At 60.7% G+C, this 5,248-nt stretch carries 6 protein-coding genes; 5 read left to right on the top strand and 1 reads right to left on the bottom strand.

Going from position 1 to position 5,248, the window contains the following annotated elements:
* Positions 1–670: sulfatase-like hydrolase/transferase (locus EN939_RS19785; protein WP_164751090.1), on the top strand; the 670-nt coding region annotated here is incomplete at its 5' end.
* Between the two features lie 41 nt (positions 671–711).
* Here the strand turns inward: EN939_RS19785 and EN939_RS19780 are convergent.
* A complete protein-coding gene (locus tag EN939_RS19780; protein WP_127269336.1) occupies positions 712–2,370 on the bottom strand; it encodes a pilus assembly protein in 1,659 nt (552 codons plus the stop codon).
* Between the two features lie 453 nt (positions 2,371–2,823).
* Between EN939_RS19780 and rpsF the strand changes: the two genes are divergently transcribed.
* The 4 genes from rpsF to EN939_RS19760 form a co-directional block, all read left to right on the top strand.
* Entirely contained in the window at positions 2,824–3,324 is a 501-nt protein-coding gene (gene rpsF / locus EN939_RS19775) for a 30S ribosomal protein S6 (RefSeq protein WP_013532520.1), read from the top strand.
* Positions 3,324–3,572: a 30S ribosomal protein S18 gene (gene rpsR / locus EN939_RS19770; protein WP_006203718.1), complete on the top strand. Its 249-nt coding sequence runs from the start codon at positions 3,324–3,326 to the stop codon at positions 3,570–3,572. The genes rpsF and rpsR overlap by 1 nt, the downstream gene beginning before the upstream one ends.
* Positions 3,573–3,790: 218 nt before the next feature.
* The gene (gene rplI / locus EN939_RS19765; RefSeq protein WP_023813757.1) at positions 3,791–4,375 is read left to right on the top strand and encodes a 50S ribosomal protein L9; all 585 of its coding nucleotides are present in this window, start codon (positions 3,791–3,793) and stop codon (positions 4,373–4,375) included.
* Between the two features lie 299 nt (positions 4,376–4,674).
* The coding region (locus EN939_RS19760) for a class I SAM-dependent methyltransferase (RefSeq protein WP_206528310.1) at positions 4,675–5,248 on the top strand (574 nt) is incomplete at its 3' end.

Genomic DNA, 5,248 nt, shown 5'->3' with positions numbered 1-5,248 from the left:
GTTCTTCTTTGCGGTCAGCCTGCAAAACCACGGTCCCTACGAGCCGAACCGCTATTACAATCCCACGCATAGGGTGCAGGCGCCGATCAGCCAGTGGGCGCGCGAATCGCTACTCAGCTACGCCGAGGGCTCAGCCGATGCCGATCGCGGCCTCGAACGCCTCGTCGAATGGGCCAAGAAACGCTCCCGCCCCACCGTAATCGCCTTCTTCGGCGACCATCTGCCGCCGCTGGGGCCGGTCTATGTCGAAACCGGCTTCCTCAAGGACAATGTCGCGCCGCGCAAGGAAGCGTCGCCCGAGGCTGCTCTCGAGCATCACGAGACGCCGCTGGTCATCTGGTCGAACCGCACCGGGCCGGCTGAGCAGATGGGTGCCGTCAGCCCAGCCTTCCTGCCCTATCATATCCTGAAAACGGCCGGAATCAGCCATCCCTACTACACCGGCTTCCTGGGCGAGATGAGCGAACGCTACCGTGTCGTCGACCGCAATCTTCTGCTGACGCCGGCTGGCGAAGCCACGCCCGATTGGGCGCGGCAGAAGGAGATCGATCCGGCGATCCGCGATTTCCGCCTGCTGCAGTACGATATGATGTTCGGCAAGCGTCAGGCAGCGCCTGACTTCTTCCCCGAAACGGTCGACAAGGACAAGGTTGTCGCCCATACGAGTTGAGCCCAACGATCCCTCAGGCTCGTCTGTGTCGGATCGCGCGTTCAGTTCGTCAATTGCAGCTTCGAGAACTTGTTGGCGATCTGCTGGAAAACGTCCGGCAATTTGGTCGGATCGTTGACTGCATAATAGCCGCTCGGATCAGAAGCGCAGGCGCTGTAAAGCGCGCGGTTGGCTGCGGTGTCGGATTGCAGCACCATGGTGTAGATTTGCACGCCCTCGTTCTTCAATTGCGTGCAGACGTTTTTGGTCCAGCCGTCGACATTGCGCGCAGCGGTCGTCTGGTTATCTGATCCGAAACGGCCGCCGGCCAGATAACCATATGATGTGTAGTCAGATTTCGTCGGCTGTTGGCTGGCGCCATAGACGACGTTCTCGCCGTCGGTGAGCAACAGCACGATCTTGCTGATGCCGGGCGTCTTCCACGGCGCCCCATCGGTGTAGGGCGCGGCGGGCGACAGCACCCGCATACCCCATGACAGGCCCTCGGAGACGTTGGTGCCCGAACCGTTCCACTCGGTCATCTGACTGGCAGCCTTGCGCAGCTTGTCGAAATCGTCGGTCAGGGGGACCACCGGGGTCGGACACGCACGGTTCGGACCGATAGTGATGGGAGAGCCGATCTCGGTTATGAGTTCCTTGGCGGGCGCAACATATTTGGCAATCTTTTCCCTGGCAGCCCTGTCATCGGGCGACAGAAGTTCGATGAGATTGCCGAGCAGGTTGCTGAGATCGATGCCCAGGATGTTGATGCCCGACTGGGCAAGCCTGGTTTTGTCGCTGACATCGTTGAGATAGGAGTTGTTGTAGTATTTATCCGAATTGCCATAGGAGCCAGACGGCTTTTGGGCGTCTTCGGGATCATCCGGCGCAAAGTACGGCACGAACAGCGTGTCGGGCTTGGCCGTGTCGGGTGGCGTGTCGGAGATATTGTAAGCGCCTGGCCGCGCCTCGACACAACCCTTCCATCCGGTGCCATTCCATCCGGCATCGGTCCATCCGGTCTTCTTGAGCTGTTTGAAAAGCGCCATGTGGTTCGGCCGCTTGCCGTCGATGACGGGAAAATTGACGCCGTTGGTTGAGGACTTGCCGTCCATGTCGATCCAGGACGGGTCGAAGCCGTCGCCATTGACGTTGACGGCGGTTACGAAAGGAACCAGCGAGGCGCGGATCTTGCGCGTCGGCGATTTCGCCGCTTCGAGCGTGTCGAGCAACGATTTTGTCGCCGTCCTCAGTGCCGTCATGCGCGCGCCGGCCATCGAGCCGGTGTTGTCCAGTACCAGCACGACTTCGAGCTGGTTGTTCGATTCGACCGCCGAGGCATCGACCACGATGTGCTTGCTGTCGCCGAACAGGAAGGCGAAGTTGAGATTGACGTCCGCCGAGGCAATCGCCTTTGTCTTGACGAAGTTGACGCCCTTATCGACAGTCAGCGTCGCCTGCGCATTGCCGAGTTCGCCATGACCGACGATGTTGGCCTGGAAATAGCGGTTGAAAGCGTCATTGCGGGTGATGTCGAGATCGCCAAGGTGCGAAGAAGCAAGATTTGCCGAATCAAGAGCGTTCTGCAGATTGCTCTTGGCTCGCATAAGGGTCGAGATATCGGTTGCGAAAGCGACTGCCGTCAGGATGACCGGCAAACCCAGTCCCAGCACAAGCGTGAAATTGCCGCTCTTCGAGCGCCAGAATTTGTTGAAAAGCATCCTTACCCCCGGAAATGCTTGCCGCTTTTGCGCGGTTGTCCGGGCTTTTGCGCCTTCGATGATGAATCGACCGTTGATGGCCAGGCTTCAACTCCACACAACCTGCTGGTGTGGTTAAGACGTGGTTGCCGGAAACCACAACTCCGACCGTTGCTGCTCCCCGATCATCGGCTATGACACACGGGAATGCCGCTTGCGCTTGCTTTGCGGCCGGATTGCTGTATAGACGCCCGCAATCTGCCGGTCCTTGCTGGGGGCTGAACGGAGGGCCGGAGGTTTTTCAGAACCTTCGTGTGAAGCCGGAAGTGCTTCCGCCTCCCGTGTCTCCGCTCTCGACCGTCTCGTCATGCTCCTTTCTTCCCCCTGCCCCTTCGAGGGTTTGCGGGTCAGAGAAGTTGCAGAGGCTTTTGCCGCCGGGAACCGGGAGAGAAACGAAGAAAGGCATAGGACATAATGGCTCTTTACGAACATGTGTTTCTTGCCCGGCAGGACCTCTCGCAGCAGCAGGTCGATGCGCTTGTCGAACAGTACAAGGGTGTCATCTCCGCTAATGGCGGGTCCGTCGGCCGGGTCGAGAACTGGGGACTGAAGTCCCTCACCTACCGGGTCAACAAGAACCGGAAGGCTTACTACACGCTGATGGACCTGAATTGCCCGGCGGCCGCGCTCAACGAGATGGAGCGCCAGATGGGCCTGTCCGAGGACGTGCTGCGTTTCCTGACCATCAAGGTCGAGGCGCATGAGGAAGGCCCGTCGGCCATGATGCAGAAGCGCGAAGAGCGCTCGGAACGCGGCGGCTTCGGCGACCGTGACCGTGGCGATCGTGGTCCGCGTTCGTTCGGCGATCGTGATCGCGGCGACCGTGGCGATCGTCCGCCGCGCTCGTTCGGCGACGCCGGTGCCGATCGTGGTCCGCGCCGTCCGCGCGAAGGCTTTGAAGGGGGTGCAGAATAATGGTCGACATCAATCAGATCCCGACCCGGCGCCCGTTCCATCGCCGCCGCAAGACCTGCCCGTTCTCCGGCGCCAACGCGCCCAAGATCGACTACAAGGACGTGCGTCTGCTGCAGCGCTACATTTCTGAGCGCGGCAAGATCGTGCCGTCGCGCATCACCGCCGTCAGCCAGAAGAAGCAGCGCGAACTCGCCAAGGCGATCAAGCGCGCCCGCTTCCTCGGCCTGCTGCCCTACGTGGTTCGCTAATATCTCAAATGCGGGCGGTTCGCCGCCCGCTCTTTCCCACGGCGACGGGCGCCGCAGGGCCGAACATCAAATCCCGGGTTGAGGTCAAAACCTCTAACTGCCGCAACAGGCAGGACAGCGACACCAGCGCCAAAGGCGCTCAAGCTTCCTGACCTGTTCCCAAGACATTCGGCGTCGATCTCATCGATCGATTGGCGCCCAACCGAAGGAACAAAACCATGGACGTCATTCTTCTCGAACGCGTTTCCCGTCTCGGCCAGATGGGCGATACCGTCAAGGTCAAGGACGGCTTCGCCCGTAACTTCCTGCTGCCGCAGGGTAAGGCGCTGCGCGCCAACGAAGCCAACAAGAAGAAGTTCGAAGGCCAGCGCGCCCAGCTCGAAGCCCGTAACCTCGAGCGCAAGTCGGAAGCAGCCCAGGTCGCCGAAAAGCTCGACGGCAAGAGCTTCATCGCCGTTCGCTCCGCCGGCGAAACCGGACAGCTTTACGGTTCCGTTTCGACCCGCGACATCGCCGATCTGCTGACGGCGGAAGGTTTCTCGATCAACCGCAACCAGATCCTGCTCAACCAGCCGATCAAGACCATCGGTGTCACCAATGTGGCGATCGCGCTGCATCCGGAAGTCGAGGTCACCGTCACGCTCAACATCGCCCGCACGGCCGACGAAGCCGAGCGCCAGGCCAAGGGCGAGACTCTGACCACCGCCGAAGCCATCTATGGCGACGACATCAACGACAACGCCCGGCCGGAGAACTTCTTCGATCCGAACACCGAGTTTGAAGGCGGCGAAGACAACGCCTGATCATCCATAGCAAAGAGGTTGAAGCTGCGCTCCGATCTCGATTGAAGCGTGCTTCGATCACTTTGCCGTCATCCAGCCATGCTGGACCAATGCCCGGGCCTCTCGCCCGGGCATTTTTGTGCCAAATGGAACTTTTCGAACCCCTATATATTGTTGCAGACTATGGCGTCGCGCGTCCTTTGGCCGCGCAAAGCACGCTGTGCAACTTTGGTTCGGCGCAAGATCTTCGGGGAAATCGACACTGATTTTCGCGGTCACGCGCCAAGGCAGCCTGTCTGGCCGAGAGGGGACATTTGGTCATGAATATTCTGTTGAAGCGCGTTCTCGACCGCCTGGTGCGTACCGGCAATCTCAAGGTGACTGGTCCCAAGGGCTCGGCTGTGGTTTTCGGCGACGGCAGCGGCGAACCGGTGCACATGCACATCAAGACCGCGCATGCCGAGCGCGCCATCACCTTCGATCCGATGTTGGCGGTGCCTGAAGCCTACATGGACGGCGAACTCGACATTCTCGAAGGCGGCGTGCTGGGCTTGATGCGCATCGCCTTCCAGAACATGGGCAGCGGCGGCATCGACGCCACCTGGTCGAAGGCCATCGAAGGCTTGCGCCACGCCTTCCGCCGGCTGCAGCAGATCAACACCGCCTCGCGCTCGCGGCGCAACGTGCAGCGACACTACGATTTGTCGGGCGACCTCTACCGGCTCTTCCTCGACGAGGACATGCAATATTCCTGCGCCTATTTCGAGCAGCCGGACATGACGCTCGACGAAGCGCAGGCCGCCAAGAAACGCCACATCGCCGCCAAGCTCCGGCTGAAGGCCGGCCAGACCGTGCTCGACATCGGCTCCGGCTGGGGCGGGCTTGGCCTCTACC

The sequence above is a fragment of the Mesorhizobium sp. M7A.F.Ca.CA.002.05.1.1 genome (assembly GCF_003998335.1).
Classification (GTDB): domain Bacteria; phylum Pseudomonadota; class Alphaproteobacteria; order Rhizobiales; family Rhizobiaceae; genus Mesorhizobium.
The sequence above is the reverse complement of the archived record's forward strand: the minus strand, read 5'-3'. Positions and strand labels throughout refer to the sequence as shown.